Here is an 18,006-nt window from a genome sequence, read left to right as displayed (position 1 = left end):
GACTCTACTTGAGTCGCTTTTTTTTATAGAAATACTTACGTTTATTTACTTTCGTCTGTTTTTCCGTCAGCACTATCCGTTGATTCTTCTTGATCATCAGCTGCTTCATCCCCAGATGAATCATCTGCTTCGTCTTGCTTCATTGTTTCCTGTGAATCATCTGTAGTTGTATCCTCCGCTTGAGTATCACCCGACTGTTCTGTTTGCGGTTCTGTGGCATCTTTTTCATCCGTTTGTGAGTTGCATGCTGTGATTAACATAATTGCTAGAAGTGATCCAAATAACTTGACTAATAAACTTTTGTTCATTTTACCGTCTCCTTTCGAATCATCTGAGCCTCTATGTAGTCACTATTCATATGGCTCTACTGGCAGTATAGCCTATCCGATTGGAAAAAAGTTCGCTTTTACAAGGTTATCACAAAAGCTTTACATCCCCTTCATTTCGTTCATATTCCCCTCATATTTCCTTAATAATTTATGAACAGCCACATTCTAGATCTATCTTCCTTGGTCTAAGTGCTCAATTCGGCTATTCACACAGTTGTAACTATGCTAATATGAGTGATATATTACTATATCGTGCGACTAGCTGACTATAAAGTTATTCTCCTATAAAATTATTCACCATTTAAGAAAGGGATTTTTTATGGAATCACACAACCTCATAAAAAAACGGAATTTTATTCTTTTACTTATTTTTTGGCTGCTGTATTTTGTCCACATCGTGTTATACCACTTTATTGCAGCTGATCCTCATCTGATTGTTTTTATAAGCGGAGGAATTTTATTACTGGCAGTGACAGTTATGTACTACTTTCGTTTTCATCCTGCTATCATTATGTATTCTTTTTTTATATGCTATTATGCCTATATTGCGTACATGACATCTATTGAACCTGCTGTTATTAATTATTTGTTTTTGTTTCTTGGAATAATTGTTAGCTTTATTTATTATAGCTATATCGCTATTGTAATTTCTACATTAATGTCCATAATAATTGTTTTGTACTTTTATGTAAGCAACACTCTTTTTACATCTGTGACTTTCGTGAAATTAGATATCGTTTATTTCATTTTGTTTACGCTGATCACAATGATTATTTTGTTATACTGTGCTCATTTCTCTAAAAAACTGATTGCTATTACGACGGTCAAAATGAACAAAACCGAAGATGAACTGTACTCAGCTCAAGAGTATTTACAATCTTTTTTTACATATAACCGCGACGCCATTGCCGTGTTCAGTCTAGACGGCAAAGTGATTAAAGTAAACGATGCTTTTGAGCAAATATACGGATGGAAAGCGGAAGAAATTGTCGGAAAAGCCATTCCATTTATTCCTGCTGGCTTAAAAGGCGACGCTGAAAGCCGATTAGAAAGGGTTAAAAAAGGAGAAAAGCTGGTTGCCTTTGAAACTCAAGACAAGCGAAAAGACGGAAAAATAATTGACGTAGAAATTACGGTTTCACCTATTTTTAATCGTCATCAACAGGTCGTTGCTCTTTTTGGTATTTCACGTGACCTTACCGAAGAGAAAGAAACTGAAAAATTTCTTCGCCAAAAGGATAAGCTATCTTTAGCTGGGGAAATGGCTGCGGGTATTGCTCATGAAATTCGAAATCCACTTACTTCTCTAAATGGATTTATTCAGCTGATTCATGAAGACAGCAGCCGCTATCATTCTTATACAACCATTATGCTGAGCGAACTGAATCGAATTAACTCAATTGTTGGAGAATTTTTATTGCTCGCTAAACCTCATGATACGATTATGCAAAAGCATGCTTTCTCTACTATTTTAAATGACGTTATTCTTTTGTTTGAATCAGAATGTGTATTAAAAAATGTTGTCGTTAAAACGCAGACGGAAGCCCGGCATACATACATCTGCTGTGATGCAAATCAAATTAAGCAAGTACTCATTAATTTATTAAAAAATGCGCTTGAAGCTATGCCTAGCGGTGGAGAAATTCATTTAAACGTTACTCAGCATACTAAAGACCTTACTATATTCATTCAAGATACAGGAGTCGGCATTCCCTCAAATTTACTTACGCATATTCAAAAGCCCTTCTTTACCACAAAGCCATCAGGTACTGGTCTTGGGCTTGTTGTGATTAAAAACATTTTGTATCAGCATAAAGGAACATTTGAAATTAAAAGCACTGTGGGCGAAGGAACTAGCGTTACCCTTACGATTCCTTTATGGGAACAAGGAATGAACCATTAAAAAAAGAGACTCGAACAAAAGTATGTTAGTTGAAGGAAGATCCGAACGAGTTTGTTTTTTGAATAAGAATCAAACTCATTCGGATTTTTTATTATGAGGGTGAGCGTAGGTTTAATCTAGGTGCTTCTAGCTGTTGATTGGAGGGCAAGGCGAAGACTCCTGCGGGAAAAGCGGAATAGGTGAGACCCCGCAGGAGCATAAGCGCCGAGGAGGCTCACCGGCCGCCCGCGGAAAGCGAAGCCTTGCACGGAAATCAACGGCGGTGTAACAAGCGATTCATATTAGATTGTTTATTCCATTTGTTCGTCTTTAGATTCGATTGATTTTGTTATGTCTCAATCTCTTTTTTTATAGCTTTTTATCATCAATACTATTTAAATAGTTTTCAATTTCATCTACTACAGACTGCACGCAGCCCTCTTCGAATGGAGAGATCAAATTCGCTTCCTCTACTAATTCTAAAAACGGCTTACTTCCGCCAAGCTTACACAAATGAACGTAATCTTGCCATGCTTGTTCATGATTTTCTCGATCCTTTTTCCAAAATTGAAATGCACAAATTTGAGCGAGCGTATAATCAATATAATAAAACGGAGACGTGTAAATATGAAGCTGGCGCTGCCAGAAACCCCCGCTTTCTAGATAATGATGGCCATCATAGTTTTTAGAAGGCATATATTTTTTTTCAATTTCTCGCCACGTTTGTTTTCGTTCCGAAGGCGTCATCTCAGGGCGTTCGTATACAGCATGCTGAAATTCATCTACTGCTACCCCGTAAGGCAAGAAAGTTAAGCCTGAGCTTAAATGAGAAAACTGGTATTTATCTTTGTCTTCTTTAAAGAACAACTCCATCCAAGGCCATGTAAAATACTCCATGCTCATCGAATGAATTTCAGCTCCTTCATGCGTAGGCCAGTGATACTCATTGGTTTCCATATCTCGGCTGGAATACACTTGAAAAGCATGCCCTGCTTCATGCGTTAACACATCGATATCGCCTGATGTTCCATTAAAATTTGAAAAAATAAACGGCGCTTTGTATTCTTCAATAAACGTACAGTAGCCTCCGCCTGCTTTGCCCTTTTTAGCTACTAAATCCATTAAATTATTTTCAAGCATAAATGAAAAGAATTCATCTGTCTCTTTAGAAAGCTCCTTATACATAACCCGTCCATTTTCAATAATCCACTTTTCATCACCTTTTGGCACTGCGTTTCCTGTTTCAAACTGAAACGGTTCATCATAATAAGTTAAGCTCTCTACTTGAATTCTTTCCTGCTGACGCTTTTTTAGTTTTTCAGTAAGGGGAACTATATACTCTTTTACTTGTTTGCGAAAAGCAGCAACCATTTCAGCATCATAGCCTATTCTAGACATACGAGCATAGCCCACTTCTACGAAATTTTTATAGCCTAATTTTTCAGCAAGCTTGGTCCTTACTTTTACAAGTTTGTCGTAAATATCATCAAATTCCTCTTCGTGATCGGTGAAAAATTGAAACTTCGCTTCTGCTGCTTTTTTTCTCATTTCTCGATCAGGTGACTCCATAAACGGATCGAGCTGAGCTAGCGTTCTTTCTTCTCCTTCAAATACAATTTTAGCTGATGCCACTAGTTTCGTATATTGAGATGATAGCTTATTTTCTTCCTGCAGCTCTTTTACTATTTCAGGAGAGAACGTTTTTAACTGCATTTCAGCAAGAGAAAACAGCTGCTTTCCCCACTTTTCTTCTAGTTGCTGTTTAAAAGGCGAAGAGATTAAGGCTTTGTAAAATTTCTCTACATATCCTTCTAAAAGCGGCTGTGTTTCATCAAAATAGTCTTGTTCTTCTTTATAAAATTCATTCGCTGTGTCGATAGAATGACGAATATAGCAGATGTTCCCCATTGTACTGTACTGAGAATACGCATCGTTTGCTAGACGAATTGCCTCATTTTGCTGACTGACTGACGCTGCTTCCGTAAAATGTGTAATGGCCTTTTCAAACTGCTTTTCAATTTCATTCATATCAGGTCGCGTATATGTATAATTCTCAAATTTCATCATTTGTTCCCCTTCCTCTATTGTCTGTATGTAACCTAATTCGTTTTTATCCAGCTGTATTCCTGTTAATTTCAATTTTTTGTCACTTTTTATTTTTGATGTCGATTGGCCATGAAAGAAGTCATAGAAAAAACTCGTTTGTTCAACAGAAACAAACGAGCTTTCCTTAATTAATTAGTCGATTCCGGCAAAAATTCATCTGCATAGCGCCCTAGTTTCTTAAGCATCGAAATGGCAACTTCCTTTTCTTCGCTAGATAAAACGGATAAAATATCATGAATTCTTTTTTCGTGACTCGGAAACATGCTTTCAATCATTTCCTTGCCTTGCTTGGTGATAGCTGCATAGGTTACGCGACGATCGCTCGGACAAGCAACGCGCTCCAAGAAGCCTTTTTTCTCAAGCTTGTCTACTACATACGTAATACTGCCGCTTGCCAACAGAATTTTTCCGCCAATTTGCTGAAGGGGCTGCTGGCCTTTGTGGTACAATAACTCTAGGACAGCAAATTCGGTTGGATTCATTCCATGCTGTTGAATAAATTTATGCACATGATCATTGATTGAACGATTGGCACGAGATAGTACAATAAATAATTTAAGAGATTGGTCTAACTCTTCTCTAGTTACATCATTCGTCATTTTAATCAGTTCCTTTAATATTATCTTGATATCAAGATAATACTAAAATTTCCCTTCAAAGTCAATCAAAGCAGGCTTATTTCATCGGTTATTCTCTCCGCTTGTACAATTTTTTTGATAAAAAATGTATATAAGTGGATTTATACATATGCTTTTAATACAATAAACATATGACCATTACATAAAAAGGTGAATGATTATGAAACCAACCCATTTATTATTTAATTCCGCGATTGGTTCGCAAAAGCCTGAAACAATCGTTAACCGGCAAAATCCTTGTCCATTTTGTGACGTTGAATCTCTCACAGGCATCATTGAAAAACAAGGACCTATCATTTGGCTAAAGAATAAATTTCCTGTTCTGCAAGATGCTTATCAGACGGTTATTATTGAGACCGATGAATGTTCTTCAGAACTGTCTATTTATCCAAAAGAACATTTGTACACCTTGCTGAGCTTCGCTACTGAACGATGGATATCTATGATGAACAGCGGTGAATATGCTTCTGTTCTTTTCTTCAAAAACCATGGACCTATGTCCGGAGGATCGTTACGACATCCTCATATGCAAATTATTGGTTTAAATGAGATGGATGTAAATGAAAACGTGAAGCTAGAGCAGTTTGAAGGAGTCACAATTGCTCAAAATGAACACGTCACATTTAATTTATCTGCAAAACCTAGAATGGGCTTTTTTGAATTTAACGTGATAACGGATCAGCTTGACAAAGAGCTGCACGCGTTTGCAGATTATCTTCAAACGGCTGCTCACTATTTATTAAATCATTTTCATCGTAGCTGCACGAGCTACAACTTATTTTTTTATAATCTTAAGAACGGCAAAATTGCAGCGAAAATCATTCCTCGCTTTGCCACATCTCCTTTGTATGTAGGATATGGCATTCCTCAAGTTTCCAATAAACTTGAGCACATTGCTAATCAGGTTCAGGAGCTGTACTTCACCTAAAAAGTTGAACCTTCACTGGTTCAACTTTTTTGTAAGGTTATTGCATAAAGCTATTCACTTTTAAAATAGTCATGCTCATATAAAACAAAAAAACATACACTAAAAGAACGATGTGAATTGAGGATAAAAAGAAGAATACGTAAAAGGAGACGGTTTATGACTGAGGTACTAATTGGAAGCATTCTTTCTGCGCTATCGACTGGAGTAGGTGCTTTGCCTATTCTGTTTTTGAATCAAGAACTCACTCATCGGTGGAAAGATGTTCTTCTTGCGCTCACTGCAGGTATTATGACAGCAGCTTCTACTATGAGCTTGATTCCAGAATCTCTTCAAAGCGGCGGTTTTTTTTCCTTAGCGATTGGCTTACTGCTTGGCGTGGTAACATTAACACTCTTGGAGCAGAATATTCCTCACATTGATCTTGAGCATTCTAAAACCGGCATACAATTTGATGAAAAAGCACTTTTAATTGTTTCCGCTATTACGTTGCACAACCTTCCTGAAGGCCTGTCTGTTGGTGTTAGCTACGCTTCAAATGTTGAAAATACAGGGAACTTAATTGCCCTTGCAATCGGTCTTCAAAATGCACCTGAAGGACTGTTGGTCGCGCTATTTTTAGCTCAGCAAAATATTAGTAAAATAAAAGCATTTTTAATTGCTACCCTTACAGGCTCCGTTGAGATTGTAACGTCTTTACTCGGTTTTTATTTAACTAATTTTGTTGATTCTCTCGTTTCATATGGATTAGCTTTTGCTGCTGGAGCCATGCTTTTTATTATTTATAAAGAGTTGATTCCGGAAAGTCACGGCGATGGAAACGAAAGGTTTGCTACTTATTCGTTTATTTTTGGTATGCTGTTTATGATTTTTTTAATTAACATTTTTTAAAGCTGAAGAGAGGCCACGGGCAGCGTAATTGTTTTACTGCCCGATTCCGAATGCTTGTCCTGCATTACAGCTTTGAAAAAGATAAAAAGCGGCTAATCAGTGTGGCAAACGATGTCTTTTCTTCCTCTTCTTTTAAACGCTGCTTTTGATAAACGAGTAAGAGCTGATCAAGCTCTTGACTACAGGTAACGGTTTCTTCATTAGTCAGACCTTTTTCTTCTCCGAGCTGCACCATTTTTTGTCTTTTTTGGACGATTTCCACTAATAATCTCTCTGATTTCGTTCTATTTCTCACTCCAAACACAAAATCCTCTCCTATGACAAAGAAATTAGCTTATAACGCATTATTACAAATTCTACTAAATATGTAAATAGAGTCGCAATAATAGACATTTTTTTCGCGAAAAAATTATTTTGTCGGAATTTACAAACGCTTACATTACTATAGGAATACCGTTTATCTTTTTTTGACAAGTTGTTTTTCGACAAAAGATGCTGCTTGTCGAATAAAAAAGTCACCGTCTTTTGTAAGACGGTGACTTTTTTATTCGGCTTTCTGAGCAGCAATTTGTACAGCATCCCATACCGTAGCAAAAGGAGGAGCATACGAAAGATCTAACATGGTTATTTCATCTGTTGTGAGGCGACAAGTAATAGCTGTCGCAAGTACATCGATTCGTTTTGCTACTCCTTCTTTACCAATCATTTGAACCCCCAAAATCTCTTTTGTTTCAGGATGATAAACAAGTTTTATTACAATCTTTTCAGCTCCTGGATAGTAAGACGCATGACTCGGAGCTTCGGCCGTGATGGCTTTGTATAAAAGAGAATTTTCTCTTGCTTCTCTTTCTGAAATGCCGGTTTTCCCAATTTCATAATCCATCACTTTGACAATACTTGTACCTACAACACCCGGAAATTCTCTATTTTCTCCCCCTAATCGGTAACCAAGAACCCTTCCCTGCTTATTGGCAATGGTTCCAAGAGCAATATGAACATCTTTTTTTAATACGCGGTGATAGCTTGTTGCACAATCTCCTGCTGCGTAGATATGAGGCACGTTGGTTTCCAACTTCTCGTTTACTAAAATAGCTCCATTTTCAAGCATCCTTAGTCCGTTTCTTTCTAAGAATTGCGTATTCGGACGAACTCCTACATTTACAATCACTAAATCTGTTTGATACGTTTGACGGTTTGTTTGAACGTGAGTGACGGAACCATCTGAATGCAGCAATGCTTCCACTTCTTCTTCGAAATGAAATAAAATATCGTCATCTAACTGCTTTTGTAAATGCTTTGCCATTTCTTGATCTAAAATAGATAGAATCTGCTTTCCCTGTTCAATAACCCGTACTTCTTTTCCCAAAGCCTTCATTGCTTCAGCTACTTCCATTCCGACATATCCTCCGCCGATAATGGTGACTTTCTCTACGGAGTGAGCCTGTAGATATGTATAGATTCTTTCGCTGTCTTCTAATGACTTTAATGTGCATACATTCGGCATATTATCACTCATAAAATTGGGTTTAACAGCCGCTGTTCCAGTTGCAATGATGAGTTCATCATATGTTATCTCTTTTTCCGCTTGCGTCTTTACATTTTGCACTACTATGTATTTTTTTGTATGATTTACTTCTTTAACTTCGTGAAAAAGATGGACAGAGATATTTCGCTCTTCAAACTCTTGTTTCGTACGAGCAATCAAATCGTCTTTTTCTTTTACAACACCTGACAGATAGTAAGGCATGCCACATGCGCTGTAAGAGATATCTCCACCTTTTTCAAGTACAAGGATTTCTACTTCTTCTTTTTCTTTCATCCGGCGAAGCTGTGAAGCTGCGCTCATTCCGGCGGCTACTCCTCCTATAATGACGACACGTTTCATTTATACTCCCTCTTTCTACATAAATAATAGATTATACTATTGTTTTTCCTTATTCTTCCCGATTTCAAACGAAAAAAAACGGCTGTTTACACAGCCGTAGATGTTTGTTTCGAGCGGTAATACGTTAAAGCCAAGGCTCCTGCTAATACAGCTCCTTTAATAATGTCTTGCATATAATACGGAACATTCAGCATCGTTAATCCATTTAACAGCACACCGATTAAAATAGAGCCAATCAGCGTCCCGAATACATTCGGTTTCCCTGCTCCAAATACGGAAAAACCAATGTATGTAGCAGCTACGGCATCCATTAAAAATGGTGAGCCCGCGTTCACTTCTCCTACTCCAATACGGGCAGCTAAAACGACTCCTCCAATTCCAGCAAGCAAACCTGAAAACATATAGGCATACATGCGGTAACGATTAACCGGTACACCCGAAAGTCTTGCTGCTTCTATGTTACCTCCTGTTACGTAGAAAAAACGCCCAAACTTCGTATAGGAAAAAACGATATGAACAAGCAGCACAGTCAGCAGCATAATGATCACAGGAACAGGAATACCTAGAAAGTGACCTTGCCCCAGCGCAAGGAAAGAAGGAATAAAAATTCCCGGAGCTCTGTCTCCGCTTGGTAAAGGCATATTGGTATAAATAGCTGAGCCTTTTGTATACGTTAATAAAATCCCCTGTACGATGAACATCATTGAAAGAGTAGCTAAAATATCAGGAATCTTTACTTTCACTACTAAAAAAGCATTTACTAACCCGATAAGAAGCGATGCAATAATCGGAACAATGATAGCGACTGCAATTTCTTGTCTGTGTAAAACAAGCATAGAGGCTGATAAAATAGTGGCTAATCCAGCCGTAGACCCTACAGATAAATCGAGTCCGTTGACGGTTAACGATATCGTTACACCAAGCGCGATTAAGGTAACAATGGAAATAGAGCGCAGGATATCACTAATGTTTTCTCCTGTTAAAAAGTTAGGTGTGGCAATGGAAAAAATAATCATAATAACAAAAATCATTAAGACTGTCCCATATTTATAAAAAAAGTCGAAAACGCTTATTTTTCTCTTTGGTTTCGCTACAGGTTCTGTTACATACTCCGCACTCATCCTTTTACTCCTCCTGCTGTATAATAAAATAATTTTTCACTAGTTGCTTCTTTTTTGGATAATTCTTTCACGATTTTTCCGTTGTACATAACATAAATTCGATCCGCTACCCCTAGCAGCTCCTCGAATTCACAGGTTGCATAAACAACTCCTTTTTGCTGTGACACAAGATTTGTAATTAAATCAAATATCTCTCGCTTGGAGCCTACATCGACCCCTTTAGTTGGCTCATCGAACAACAGTACGTCAGAGTCCGTAACAAGCCATTTTCCGATTGCTACTTTCTGCTGATTTCCACCGCTTAACGTTCCAACTGACTGCTCGATAGAATGAGACTTTACGCCAACTTGCCCAGTCGTTTTCTGCGCTTTTTCTTTGATCTTTCCTCGCTTTAGAAACGAATAATTTGTAAAGCGGGACAGACTTGGCAAAACTAAGTTATCCGCAATCGATTCTTGAACAAAAATCCCTTCTTTTCTTCGTTCTTCAGGAACAAGAGAAAGACCTTGTGCAATATAATAATACGGCTGCTTATTCAACTTTAATTTCTTGCCTTTTAACCGAACGCTGCCGCTCACATATTGCTCTAAACCAAATAGACTTCGGCAAAGCTCCGTTTTTCCTGCTCCCACAAGCCCTGCAATACCGACTACCTCTCCTTCTTTTACATGAAAAGAGATATTCGAAAGACGCCCTGGAAGAGATAATGCTTCTACGTGTAAAAGTTCGTTTCCAACTTCTATTGATTTTTTGACCCACTGCTTTACAGAAGACGTTCCTAGCATAAGCGTAATCACGTTTTCAATTGATGTATGTGAAGTTTCTTTTGTAGCTACATAGCGTCCGTCCTTTAAAACCGTTAAGCGGTCGCAAATATCAACCACTTCTTGAAGGCGATGTGAAATATAAATAATGCCTACTCCGCTTTTCTTCAGCTCTCTCATCACAGAAAACAATTGTTTCGTCTCTTCCACACTAAGAGGTGCGGTTGGTTCATCCAAAATTAAATAATCAACATTCTGTACAATTGCACGTGCAATAAGCACCTGCTGTTTTTCTGATAGAGTTAGATCAACGACATTTTTTTTAACGGATAAAGAAGAACCAAGTAAAGAAAGAGCTTCTTCCGCTTTCTTATAAATAGATTTCCAGTTTACAAATGCCTTACTTTTATTAGAAGCCTGTACGTCTAACACAATGTTTTCAGCTACTGACAGCGAAGGAATCAGCGCTACATCGACTTCTTGGTGTACAATGCCGATGCCGTGACTCTTCGCTTCTTTAGGAGAAGAAATAGAGATTTCTCCTCCGTCTTTGTAGATCTTTCCCTCGTACTCGTCGTAAGCTCCGCACAATATTTTCATCAACGTACTTTTACCGGCACCATTGGCTCCCAATAAAGCATGAATTTCCCCTTTTTGAACAGTAAAATCAACTTTGTTCAGCGCTTGAAAAGAACCAAAGTTTTTTGTAATGTTCTTCATTGAAAGCTCGTTCGTCATGTCTGTCCCTCCACTTCTACTCTTTTTTGCCCCATTCTTCTACGTACTGACTAAGCTGATCCATATTAATCGTTTGATTAGGCAAGTCAGTTTGTTTGACTAAAACCGGATCAAAGGAATAATAACGAGGAATCTCTTGACCGGAAATCTTTTTAAGAAGCAGATCAACTTGCTTTTCTCCTACTGAAGCTGGATTTACGGCAGCAGACGCTTTCCACGGGCTGTTTTTTGCCTGCATCATTTGCAGATCTTCATCAGATAAGTCTACTCCGTATACTTTAATCTCGTCTCGTCCTGCTTCTTTAATCGCTCTTGTGACTCCTTTTGCAAATTCGTCCCATGGCGCCCAAACGGCCGCAATGTCTCCTTTATTTGGATACTGCTTCAATACGGCTGCCATTTTATTTTGGGTGTCTAGAGAGGTGTTGTCCGTTGCGCTTCCGAACGTGGCAATTTGTTTTACATCTGGATAGCGATTCATCATAATTTTATAAATGCTGTCGCGCTTTTCCATCGGTGCAAAGCCTCCAACAAATGCATATACAATATTTCCTTTTCCATTAATGTCCTGCATCATTTGTTTCAGACCCTGCAGCGCAAGCATATAATCGTCTTGATCGATGGTTGTAACGCCTTCTACTTTTAATTCTACGTCTGTTGCAATAACGGGAATTCCTTTTGCAATCGCGCGCTTCACGCCAGGTTCAAGGGTTTCAGCCCGGCCGTGGTCAATCATAATGCCGTCAACATTTTGGTTAATAGCCGTGTCTAAATAAGCCGCCATTTTAGATTGATCATTGTTCGAATCAGAAACGGATAGCTGTACTCCTGCTTTTTTAGCCGCTTTTGTCACACCTGTTATGTACTGAGCAGCGTGAGTGCCTGATGTAAATTCAGAAATAAGCGCAATTTTTGTATCTTTCGTAACCTTTTTTCCTTCTTGCTGTACAGGCTTAGCAGAAGCCGCTTGCTGCTCTGGAGCTGCCTGTGCTTTCTCGTTTAGACTTGGCTGTTCTTTCGTGCAGGCAGCCAGCGCAAAAACTAGAAGCACGAGCAAAGTAAGTGGCCACAGCATTTTTTTACTCTTTTTCATGGTGTTCCTCCCATTAAACTTATTATTCATATAAAAATAGTTAGTTTTATAATAATCCAAAGAATACCCCGCTTTTAGATGTAAAAGCGGGGTGATCATGACCTATGCTTTACAAGTAGTTGTTATGCGTAAATAGGTACCCATCCTTCAGTTGTCACGAAAATTCGGACAGCGACTACTTTACGATCTTCCATTAATGTAAAGTAATGAAGAATGTTTTCTGGTACTGAAATTAAATCGCCCGGCTCTAATTCAACATCAAAAAATTCGCCGTCTTTTCCTTGAATCACAAAGATTCCATGACCGCTTACAATAAAGCGAACTTCGTCATCTGTATGAATATGCTTGCGCTGAAAGTTTTTTAACAATTCATCAATATTTGGTGTAGATTCCGATAGCGAGATAACATCTTGCGCTTTATAGCCGCGGCGTTCAGAAATATCTTTAATATCCTCACCAAAAGCGTTTAAAATTTCTGTTTTTTCTTCATCAGTTAAATCATATTTTTCACGAAGATTTTCTGGAAGTTTTGTAATGTCCCAATTTTCATAAATAACTTCATTGTTTGCCAGAAAAGCTGATACTTCCTCTTGAGTTTCAATTCTTTTATTGTTTACATGTAAGCGAATTTGCGCCATTGTTGTTTCCTCCTTTTATAAATGCACCTTTGGCTTAATGCCTTTAAGTGATAGTAATTTCACATGGTAGCTAAATAGAAATTCGTAGGCTTCTAGCGCTTTTTTTGTTTCAAACGCATTTTTCCCCCATACCGTAATCCCGTGGTTACGAATTAAAATCGCGCCTTGATCGCCTTTTATATGGTGAGAAAACTCTTCTGCTAGTGTCGGAATATCCGAGTAATTCGGAATAATCGGAACAGTAATTTCCGCATCTTCCTCCCAAATACCCAGTGCCTTAATAATTTCTTGGCCTTTGAATGAAATAAGCCCTTCATCTCCGTACAGTTCAGAGATCACGTTGTTGTCGATTGTATGTACATGAAGACTGCACCCAGCATTCGTTAACTCGTAAATCTTAACGTGTAAAAGCGTTTCAGCAGAAGGCTTTAAATGCGTTTCTTCTGCAGGTTTTCCATGTTGATCAACTAATAAAAAATCTTCATTTGTACGTTTTCTTTTGTCTTTTCCACTTGCTGATACAAAGAAAGTTGTCGGATTTTGGTCCACTTTAATTGCTAAGTTTCCGCTTGTACCGAAGAACCAATCGCGTTCTGCCAACTCATCTTTTATATCCGCAAGCTCATGCAACCTTTGCTGAGCCATGATACTCATGCTTTCACCTCTTCTGTTAATTCTTGTAAATGATGAATGACATCATAAAAAGTAGAAAAAGGACGATACGGTAGAGATAGCTCTTCGCATTTTTCAATTAAAAAGTCACGTGCAATGACAGTGTCAGCTAATTTGGCAGCCTGCAAATCCGTAATTGAATCGCCAATAACAACCGTATGATCTCTTTCATCTGCAAAATTGCGAATAATCGTTGGCTTACAGCAGCCGCAGTCATTTGTACACTGTTTATCACATGTATGAGGCCACGTAATGGAAATATGCTCACCAGAAAAATCAGATCCGTTGCAGTAGAGCATTTCCTCTGCAACTCGATTTCCCAAAAGCGGTTTTACAAAAAAGTCAATTCCTCCGCTTACAATATAAAGCGGAATATGATGCTCTTTTGTATAGGCAATAAAATCATCAAATCCATCTCGAATAGCAGACGTCTTTAAAATATAAGAAATAATATCTTCCTTTAATTCCACGGGGAGTAAGGCAAACATTTGCCCTACTCCTTCTTGAATAGAAACGCGCTGTGCTAGCACGTCATCTTTAATACTTTCCCACTCCGGAGGAGCAAATTGTTTCATAATAGCAATAATGTTATCGCTATTTGTGATTGTTCCATCAAAGTCACAAAAGATTTTTAACGATGTCATGCTTTCACCTCTACTGTTCCCCATAGTTGCAAAGCTTTTTGCAACTCTTTTGATTCTTCCGCTTTTTCGGCTAGTGTTTGATGAGAGAGTACTGCATCTATCGCCGCACGGAATGCTTTTCCTCCTCCGATAGCGCCGTCTGGATGACCGTGAACTCCGCCTCCTGCATTAATAATGCTGTCGATTCCAAAGTCCTTCACAAGCTGCGGTACCATTCCAGGATGAATTCCTGCTGAAGGAACCGGGAAAGTCTGCTTATATTTGTACACAGGACGCGTTAATTCGTAGGCAATGCCTGTCGTATCTTCAAGAGAAAGCGCTACGCTTCCGTATGGTGATGGAAACAGTGAGAAATCCGCTCCGGCTAAGCGCAATAGTTTTCCAAGCAGTAATGAATTTGAAAAACCGTAAAACTCTGATGGCGTAAGCGCTCCGCTAACAGCTGGGTGTGCCATAATCGGCAGGTTAATTTCATCATCTTCTCGAAGTGCCTGCAGTACGTCTAACCCGTAAGCAAATACGTTGAATAAAAGAGCATCGGCTCCTAGCTCAGCTGCTTTTCTCGCTTTTTCTTTTAATTCAAACGTTCGTCCCGTTAAATTAACAGCATACAGCGTGCGGTGTCCCGTTTTTTCGTATACTTCATTCAGTACTTTTTTCCCTTCTGTAACGCGAGCTTCAAAAGGTGTTCGTTCACTATCAAACAAAATCTCGTCGTCTTTAACCAAATCCACTCCGCCAAGCGCTTGCTCACGCAGCTGAGTTGTTAAGTACGTCATATCTCTTCCAATCACGCCTTTAAAAATACTCATCACAAGCGGACGGTCATAAACGCCTAGTTTCTCTCGGATACCTTCTATTCCAAAGCGCGGTCCTGGGAATTCAGCTAATAATTCATCAGGAAAATCCAAGTCTAATAATTTCACTTTTCCATCAAGTGATAGTTTTCCGAAAACCGTAACTAAAATAGCCGGTAAATCTCTTGAAAAATTGGCAGTTGGATAAGCAATTTTGACAATAGCCTGCTTAACCTCTCCGCCTAAATATCCGTTAACACGTTCGCAATCTTGAAGCTCAGTTACGGATACGACGCGCCCTTTATGCTTTTGAAGCTGCTGCTGATCTAAAAGCGGCAGATCTGTCCATGAGCCGACGGTTAGTCCTAAAGCGATACCTTCCGCTTTTTTATGAAAATTTCCTTTATTGTCATGTAGTAAGTAGCTTGCAACGATTTCACTCATTATGCTAAAAACTCCCTTGCTGTTTAATATCGTTAATAAAAAAAACCTCTTCTGTGATTAAGAAGAGGCTTTCGTTGCTCTTCTTATCTCTCAGCTGCTGCTGCAAGAATTAGCACCGTGCTTAACATGCGTTAAGTCGGTTGCCGGGCTTCATCGGGCTAGTCCCTCCACCTACTCTTAATAAGAAAGTTGCTATTTATTTAAATTTAATTCGTAGATTATATACTAAATAAAAAATACCGCTAGGATTTATCGGTTATTAATCTCGTTAACTTCTTACATATTAAGCCAACTCAAAAAGGATTGTCAATGCGTTTTTAAAATAAATTTAATTTTTTTATTCGAGATACAGCTTCTCTCATGCGCTCTTCATCCGTCAGCAGTCCTACGCGCACATAGCCTTCACCATATGTTCCGAATCCTACTCCAGGTGCCACTACAACGTGGGCTTTTTCAAGAAGTAAATCTGAAAATTGTTCAGAAGTATATCCTCCAGGAACTTTTAGCCATGCAAAAAAGGAGCCCGCTGGAGATGTAACGTTCCAACCAATTTCTTGAAGCCCTTGAATAAATGTATTGCGTCTAGATTCATAGCGCTTAACTAAATCATTCACACATTGTTGAGATTCTAACAGAGCTACGGCGGCTGCCTCTTGAATCGCCCCAAAGAGACTGACATACATATGATCTTGAAGAAGATTAATAGCTTCTACTACACTTTCATTTCCTACAGCAAATCCAACTCGCCATCCCGCCATGTTATACGTTTTAGAAAGAGTATAAATTTCAATTCCCGTCTCTTTTGCACCAGGAGTCTGTAAAAAGCTGATTGGCTTTTTACCATCAAATCCAATTGCTCCGTAGGCAAAGTCGTGTACCACACAAATATCGTGCTTGGCAGCAAACGCCACGGTGTTTTCAAAAAATTCTGCCGTTGCCACTGCACCAGTAGGATTATTCGGATAGTTTAAAAACATGAGCTTTGCCTGTTCTTTAGCACTTTCACTTATCTCTTCGTATACGGGTAGAAAATGATTTTCAGCCGTGAGCGGCATCACTTCCATCTTGGCTTTTGCAAGCTCTACTCCAGACCAGTAATCAGGATATCCAGGATCCGGAACCAGCACTGTATCTCCAGGGTTTAATAAGCACTGCGGGATTTCAACAAGTCCACCCTTCCCGCCAAACAAAATAGCTACTTCTTTTTCGGGATCCACATCAACCCCGTATTCTCGCTTATAAAAAGTCGCAACGGCCTCTTTCAAAAACTGATGCCCCCGAAATGGAGAATATTTATGATGCATAGGATTAGCACTTGCTTTTTGCAGTGTTTCTACAATATGTGAAGGAGTAGGCTGATCAGGATTTCCCTGCCCTAAGTTAATAACGTCGTGCCCTTGGGCCATTACTTTTCCTACCTTGCCTACAAGTGATGCAAAAAATTGTTTTGGTAAACTTTTCAATAGTTCCGATTGCTCAAATTGTTTCATCATCGCACACCTTCTCAAAAAATTCTTGAAATTCTAGTCACAAATAATATATTGTAATACTCAACTTGTAAAGTCATTTTTTTCAACTACTAAAAAAGGACGGATGATAAAGTGAGTGTAAAAATTACGTGTTTGCAACTTGATATTGCGTTTGGAAACCCAACTAAAAACCGAAAATATATTCAACAAAAAATGACAGAAGCGCTGCAAGAAAAACCTGATATCCTGGTGCTTCCTGAGCTATGGGATACAGCTTATGATTTGACGCGACTAGACGAAATTGCAGATGATGAAGGACAGCAGGCCAAGCAATTAATCTCTCAGTTTGCCAAAACGAACGAAGTAAATATTGTGGCAGGTTCGATCGCGAAAAAAACAGAGCAAGGCGTCACGAATACAATGTATATTTTTGACCGAAAAGGTCGTGAAGTATCACAATACAGTAAACTGCACTTGTTTAAATTAATGGATGAGCACCTCTATCTAGAAGCAGGAACGGCAAAAAATCTTTTTACACTTGAACAGTCTTTATGCGCAGGAGTTATTTGTTACGATATTCGTTTTCCAGAATGGATTCGGGTTCATACTAGCAGCGGAGCAGAAGTCTTGTTTGTTGTCGCTCAGTGGCCGGCTCCAAGACTTGCCCACTGGAAAGCACTGCTCATTAGCCGCGCAATCGAAAATCAATGCTATGTAGTCGCGTGTAATCGTGTAGGCCAAGATCCTAATAATACATTTGCCGGACATTCCTTAGTCATCGATCCTTGGGGAGAAATAATCGCTGAAGCTGGCGATAGCGAAGAACTTTTAAGTGCTGACGTTAACCTGGAACTTGTAAAAGAAATTCGCAAACAAATTCCTGTCTTTACAGATCGCCGCACAGAATTTTATTAATTATGTATTGACAGCCGTTTTTTTGCATGATACGATTTTCACCAGATATCATAAA

At 38.8% G+C, this 18,006-nt stretch carries 18 protein-coding genes and 1 riboswitch; of the genes, 5 read left to right on the top strand and 13 right to left on the bottom strand.

What is annotated here, in order from left to right; all coding sequences use genetic code 11:
- Positions 1-41: 41 nt before the first annotated feature.
- Positions 42-308 (bottom strand): hypothetical protein, encoded by a 267-nt coding sequence (locus U9R83_RS06390; protein ID WP_014461066.1) that lies wholly within the window; start codon positions 306-308, stop codon positions 42-44.
- 340 nt (positions 309-648) lie between these two features.
- Between U9R83_RS06390 and U9R83_RS06385 the strand changes: the two genes are divergently transcribed.
- Complete coding sequence (locus tag U9R83_RS06385; protein WP_226555837.1) at positions 649-2,232, top strand: PAS domain S-box protein; 1,584 nt, start codon at positions 649-651, stop codon at positions 2,230-2,232.
- Positions 2,233-2,365: 133 nt separating this feature from the next.
- On the top strand, positions 2,366-2,500 hold the full coding sequence (locus tag U9R83_RS06380; protein WP_014461068.1) for a hypothetical protein: 135 nt from the start codon (positions 2,366-2,368) through the stop codon (positions 2,498-2,500).
- A gap of 80 nt (positions 2,501-2,580) precedes the next feature.
- Here the strand turns inward: U9R83_RS06380 and U9R83_RS06375 are convergent, their stop codons facing one another.
- Positions 2,581-4,275 (bottom strand): M3 family oligoendopeptidase, encoded by a 1,695-nt coding sequence (locus U9R83_RS06375; RefSeq protein WP_042992250.1) that lies wholly within the window; start codon positions 4,273-4,275, stop codon positions 2,581-2,583.
- A 170-nt stretch (positions 4,276-4,445) separates the two neighbouring features.
- Entirely contained in the window at positions 4,446-4,916 is a 471-nt protein-coding gene (locus U9R83_RS06370) for a MarR family winged helix-turn-helix transcriptional regulator (protein WP_243557216.1), read from the bottom strand.
- A 199-nt stretch (positions 4,917-5,115) separates the two neighbouring features.
- Between U9R83_RS06370 and U9R83_RS06365 the strand changes: the two genes are divergently transcribed.
- Entirely contained in the window at positions 5,116-5,883 is a 768-nt protein-coding gene (locus U9R83_RS06365) for a DUF4931 domain-containing protein (RefSeq protein WP_014461071.1), read from the top strand.
- A gap of 156 nt (positions 5,884-6,039) precedes the next feature.
- On the top strand, positions 6,040-6,771 hold the full coding sequence (locus tag U9R83_RS06360; protein ID WP_014461072.1) for a ZIP family metal transporter: 732 nt from the start codon (positions 6,040-6,042) through the stop codon (positions 6,769-6,771).
- Positions 6,772-6,835: 64 nt separating this feature from the next.
- Here the strand turns inward: U9R83_RS06360 and U9R83_RS06355 are convergent, their stop codons facing one another.
- The 10 genes from U9R83_RS06355 to U9R83_RS06310 form a co-directional block, all read right to left on the bottom strand.
- Entirely contained in the window at positions 6,836-7,075 is a 240-nt protein-coding gene (locus tag U9R83_RS06355) for an aspartyl-phosphate phosphatase Spo0E family protein (RefSeq protein ID WP_013082228.1), read from the bottom strand.
- Between the two features lie 240 nt (positions 7,076-7,315).
- Entirely contained in the window at positions 7,316-8,656 is a 1,341-nt protein-coding gene (locus U9R83_RS06350; protein ID WP_328575172.1) for a CoA-disulfide reductase, read from the bottom strand.
- Positions 8,657-8,742: 86 nt separating this feature from the next.
- Positions 8,743-9,777, bottom strand: coding sequence for an ABC transporter permease (locus U9R83_RS06345; RefSeq protein ID WP_042992251.1), 1,035 nt, complete (start codon positions 9,775-9,777; stop codon positions 8,743-8,745).
- Positions 9,774-11,279 carry a sugar ABC transporter ATP-binding protein gene (locus U9R83_RS06340; protein WP_328575171.1) on the bottom strand — a complete coding sequence of 502 codons (1,506 nt, stop codon included), beginning with the start codon at positions 11,277-11,279 and terminating at the stop codon, positions 9,774-9,776. Before U9R83_RS06340 ends, U9R83_RS06345 begins: the two co-directional genes overlap by 4 nt.
- A 16-nt stretch (positions 11,280-11,295) precedes the next feature.
- Entirely contained in the window at positions 11,296-12,372 is a 1,077-nt protein-coding gene (locus U9R83_RS06335; RefSeq protein WP_014461074.1) for a sugar ABC transporter substrate-binding protein, read from the bottom strand.
- A 122-nt stretch (positions 12,373-12,494) separates the two neighbouring features.
- Entirely contained in the window at positions 12,495-13,010 is a 516-nt protein-coding gene (locus tag U9R83_RS06330; RefSeq protein ID WP_013055961.1) for a 1,2-dihydroxy-3-keto-5-methylthiopentene dioxygenase, read from the bottom strand.
- 15 nt (positions 13,011-13,025) lie between these two features.
- On the bottom strand, positions 13,026-13,664 hold the full coding sequence (locus U9R83_RS06325; RefSeq protein ID WP_042992255.1) for a methylthioribulose 1-phosphate dehydratase: 639 nt from the start codon (positions 13,662-13,664) through the stop codon (positions 13,026-13,028).
- Positions 13,661-14,326, bottom strand: a complete 666-nt coding sequence (locus U9R83_RS06320; RefSeq protein WP_208732584.1) for a 2-hydroxy-3-keto-5-methylthiopentenyl-1-phosphate phosphatase — start codon at positions 14,324-14,326, stop codon at positions 13,661-13,663. Before U9R83_RS06320 ends, U9R83_RS06325 begins: the two co-directional genes overlap by 4 nt.
- Positions 14,323-15,567 (bottom strand): 2,3-diketo-5-methylthiopentyl-1-phosphate enolase, encoded by a 1,245-nt coding sequence (mtnW, locus tag U9R83_RS06315; protein WP_071277130.1) that lies wholly within the window; start codon positions 15,565-15,567, stop codon positions 14,323-14,325. Before mtnW ends, U9R83_RS06320 begins: the two co-directional genes overlap by 4 nt.
- Positions 15,568-15,647: 80 nt before the next feature.
- A riboswitch (SAM riboswitch) is annotated at positions 15,648-15,754 on the bottom strand.
- Positions 15,755-15,884: 130 nt separating this feature from the next.
- Complete coding sequence (locus U9R83_RS06310; protein ID WP_328575451.1) at positions 15,885-17,057, bottom strand: pyridoxal phosphate-dependent aminotransferase; 1,173 nt, start codon at positions 17,055-17,057, stop codon at positions 15,885-15,887.
- A gap of 111 nt (positions 17,058-17,168) precedes the next feature.
- Here U9R83_RS06310 and U9R83_RS06305 point away from each other — a divergent pair, with 111 nt between their 5' ends.
- Positions 17,169-17,951, top strand: coding sequence for a carbon-nitrogen family hydrolase (locus U9R83_RS06305; RefSeq protein WP_014461078.1), 783 nt, complete (start codon positions 17,169-17,171; stop codon positions 17,949-17,951).
- Positions 17,952-18,006: the final 55 nt, after the last annotated feature.

It is taken from the genome of Priestia sp. LL-8 (genome assembly GCF_036227845.1).
Taxonomy (GTDB): domain Bacteria; phylum Bacillota; class Bacilli; order Bacillales; family Bacillaceae_H; genus Priestia; species Priestia zanthoxyli.
The sequence above is the reverse complement of the archived record's forward strand: the minus strand, read 5'-3'. Positions and strand labels throughout refer to the sequence as shown.

What these genes read in the sequence shown, in the direction of transcription:
- U9R83_RS06345 (WP_042992251.1), bottom strand. Translation starts at nt 9,777, where the DNA reads ATGAGTGCGGAGTATGTAACAGAACCTGTAGCGAAACCAAAGAGAAAA.
- U9R83_RS06330 (WP_013055961.1), bottom strand. Translation starts at nt 13,010, where the DNA reads ATGGCGCAAATTCGCTTACATGTAAACAATAAAAGAATTGAAACTCAA.
- U9R83_RS06365 (WP_014461071.1), top strand. Translation starts at nt 5,116, where the DNA reads ATGAAACCAACCCATTTATTATTTAATTCCGCGATTGGTTCGCAAAAG.
- U9R83_RS06390 (WP_014461066.1), bottom strand. Translation starts at nt 308, where the DNA reads ATGAACAAAAGTTTATTAGTCAAGTTATTTGGATCACTTCTAGCAATT.
- U9R83_RS06335 (WP_014461074.1), bottom strand. Translation starts at nt 12,372, where the DNA reads ATGAAAAAGAGTAAAAAAATGCTGTGGCCACTTACTTTGCTCGTGCTT.
- U9R83_RS06340 (WP_328575171.1), bottom strand. Translation starts at nt 11,279, where the DNA reads ATGACGAACGAGCTTTCAATGAAGAACATTACAAAAAACTTTGGTTCT.
- U9R83_RS06350 (WP_328575172.1), bottom strand. Translation starts at nt 8,656, where the DNA reads ATGAAACGTGTCGTCATTATAGGAGGAGTAGCCGCCGGAATGAGCGCA.
- U9R83_RS06360 (WP_014461072.1), top strand. Translation starts at nt 6,040, where the DNA reads ATGACTGAGGTACTAATTGGAAGCATTCTTTCTGCGCTATCGACTGGA.
- U9R83_RS06370 (WP_243557216.1), bottom strand. Translation starts at nt 4,916, where the DNA reads ATGACGAATGATGTAACTAGAGAAGAGTTAGACCAATCTCTTAAATTA.
- U9R83_RS06320 (WP_208732584.1), bottom strand. Translation starts at nt 14,326, where the DNA reads ATGACATCGTTAAAAATCTTTTGTGACTTTGATGGAACAATCACAAAT.
- mtnW (WP_071277130.1), bottom strand. Translation starts at nt 15,567, where the DNA reads ATGAGTGAAATCGTTGCAAGCTACTTACTACATGACAATAAAGGAAAT.
- U9R83_RS06385 (WP_226555837.1), top strand. Translation starts at nt 649, where the DNA reads ATGGAATCACACAACCTCATAAAAAAACGGAATTTTATTCTTTTACTT.
- U9R83_RS06375 (WP_042992250.1), bottom strand. Translation starts at nt 4,275, where the DNA reads ATGAAATTTGAGAATTATACATATACGCGACCTGATATGAATGAAATT.
- U9R83_RS06310 (WP_328575451.1), bottom strand. Translation starts at nt 17,057, where the DNA reads ATGAAACAATTTGAGCAATCGGAACTATTGAAAAGTTTACCAAAACAA.
- U9R83_RS06325 (WP_042992255.1), bottom strand. Translation starts at nt 13,664, where the DNA reads ATGAGTATCATGGCTCAGCAAAGGTTGCATGAGCTTGCGGATATAAAA.